Consider the following 2,582-nt stretch of genomic DNA (forward strand, 5'->3'; position numbering starts at 1 on the left):
CCGCTGTAATTGACTGAGCCAGCGTACAGCCAGCCCCCTTCACTGGGATCAGCACCTTTTTATCGGGCGAAATAATCGAGGCGGTCTCTGCCATAAACTCCACCCCACAGAATAGGATGATATCGGCATCCGTCTCGCCTGCCACCCTCGACAGACCCAAGGAATCGCCCAGGTAGTCGGCCACCCTCTGCACCTCAGGTCGGGCATAATAGTGTCCTAGGATAATAGCATTCTTCTCCTTCTTCAGTCGGTTGATCTCCTTTATAATAGCTTCCATCTTTACTTACTCACTTCAAAATTCATACTCATATCTAGGGCACGGACACTATGCGTCAAAGCTCCAACGCTGATAAAATCAACTCCCGTCTCCGCCACCTCACGGATCCGCTCGTGGGTGATATTTCCCGAGGCCTCCGTCGCTGCGTTATTGCCAATCAGAGCTACCGCCTCCTTCATCAGAGAGGTACTCATATTATCCAGCATAATAATGTCGGCACCCCCTTGCAGTGCCTCCTGTACCTCCTCCAGATTGGTGGTCTCCACCTCTACCTTTACCGAGATAGGGAGCGTTGCCTTCACCTGCTTGATGGCCTTAGAGATGCCACCTGCCGCTTTGATATGATTATCCTTGATCATCGCCATATCATAGAGACCCATACGGTGGTTGGTACCGCCCCCATGCTTCACTGCCAACTTATCAGTAAGCCGATGCCCTGGCACCGTCTTACGGGTATCGAGCAATTGGGCCTTCGTGCCAGCAATCAGGTCGACCATTTGTCGGGTAGCAGTAGCAATACCACTCATCCTCTGTAGGAAGTTGAGCATCAACCGCTCACTAGTGAGGAGGTCGCGATAGGTACCCTCGATCTTAAGGATCTTATCGCCCTTTGCCACACGATCACCATCCTGGAGATAAGGCTCAAAGAGGTACTTCTCCGTTGAAATGGTCTCCAACACCCGCTCCGCCACCGCGAGCCCCGAAATCACACCATCAGCCTTGGCGGTAATAAGTGCAGTAGCACGCTCACCTCTGCCAATCAGTGCGTTAGTGGCGAGGTCGCCAGTGGAGATATCCTCCTCTATGGCAATATCTATCAATTGGTCCAGTAAGTATTCTCTATTCATGGTATTTTACTTTAGTAATCTTATTCTCTTGTATCTCTGTATGGTAGGCCGCCTCTGGTGGCAAAGTCTCCGGGAAATCCTTGCGATAATGTCCCCCACGGCTCTCCTCCCTAAACTCTGCCGAAAGCATAATCAGCTGAGCCACCAGATGGTGATTGTACACCTCCCGCACGGCTATACTCTCCTTCGCCAAGTCCTCCAACTCCGAAAGTCGCTCTGTAACCTCTGCCAATCCTTTCTGCAGACGCTTAGAGCTTCGCACGATGCCCGCTCGCTTCATCAATATCTTGCCTAGGCGCTTCATCATCTTCCGTCCCTTTTCTGCCATCCACACCTCATCGTCAAAGCCTTCACGAAGCTGTACTGGAGGCTGAATAGTAGTGGGGTAAACCATTGGCGTATCGGCTAATTCCTCGATATGGCGGGCGATCCTCGTGGAGTAGACAAGGCACTCTACGAGAGAGTTGCTAGCGAGTCGATTGGCACCCATCAGCCCCGTCGAGGAGACCTCTCCTACGGCATAAAGGCCATCGATAGAGGTGTGTCCATTGAGATCCACACGCACACCGCCTACTGTGTAGTGCGCTGCTGGGGCAATCGGTATCTCGGTGGCTAAGTCGAGCCCATACTTCTGTAGTTCTTTTGAAATGGTGGGGAAGCGCTGGTATATCTTCTGGGGATCCAAGTGACGAAGGGAGAGGGTGATGCTATCCACATCGTACTTTTGCATCTCGCTATAGATCTCACGCGCCACCACATCACGAGGTGCCAATTCGGCCAAAGGGTGTCGACCGACCATAAAGCGCTCCCCATCGGGATTGAGCAGATAAGCACCCTCGCCACGAACCGCTTCGCTAATCAGATAGGAGGGGGCACCCTTGAGGTGCAGAGCAGTGGGGTGAAACTGTATAAACTCCATATCTCGCACCACTGCCCCTGCTTGGTAGGCAATCGAAAGGCCATCGCCCAATGCGGTAGGTGGATTGGTAGTGGGTCTATAGAGAGCAGCAGCTCCTCCAGTAGCCAATACCACAGAGTGGGCGTAGTACGCCTCTAGCTGCCTAGCCTCAGCATCCCATATCCATGCTCCATAGCAGCGGTACTCTTCCACAATCAACGCTATCAATGTATGGTGTTCAAAGAGGGTAATCCCAGGCTCCCCCTTTACCTTAGAAATCATAAAGCGGGAGATCTGACGCCCTGTGGCATCGCCCCCAGCATGTAAAATGCGGTGATGATGGTGCCCTCCCTCAAGACCCAAAGCGAGATGCCCATCGACACTATCGAACTGCATCCCGAGCCGCTCCAGCTCCTCCACCGCCTTGGGTGCCTCCTCGGTCAGCACACGGACCGCTTCGGGATCGCAAAGACCCGCCCCCGCCACCATAGTATCTTCATAGTGCTCTCTAGGACTATCGCTAGAGGAGGTGACCGCTGCCATACCGCCCTGAGCAAAG

The 2,582-nt window shown here is 53.2% G+C and carries 3 protein-coding genes; all 3 read right to left on the bottom strand.

What is annotated here, in order from left to right; all coding sequences use genetic code 11:
• A partial coding sequence (gene nadA / locus QVO39_RS00460) for a quinolinate synthase NadA (protein WP_288171200.1) occupies positions 1–277 on the bottom strand: 277 nt, incomplete at its 3' end.
• Positions 278–279: 2 nt separating this feature from the next.
• Positions 280–1,125, bottom strand: coding sequence for a carboxylating nicotinate-nucleotide diphosphorylase (gene nadC / locus QVO39_RS00465; RefSeq protein WP_021902546.1), 846 nt, complete (start codon positions 1,123–1,125; stop codon positions 280–282).
• Positions 1,118–2,582, bottom strand: a 1,465-nt coding sequence (gene nadB / locus QVO39_RS00470) for an L-aspartate oxidase (RefSeq protein ID WP_288171203.1), incomplete at its 5' end; no start/stop codon positions are given. The genes nadC and nadB, both read right to left, overlap by 8 nt.

Origin of the sequence: Porphyromonas sp. CAG:1061 (assembly GCF_000435035.1) — a bacterium.
GTDB classification, from domain to species: Bacteria; Bacteroidota; Bacteroidia; order Bacteroidales; family Porphyromonadaceae; genus Porphyromonas_A; species Porphyromonas_A somerae.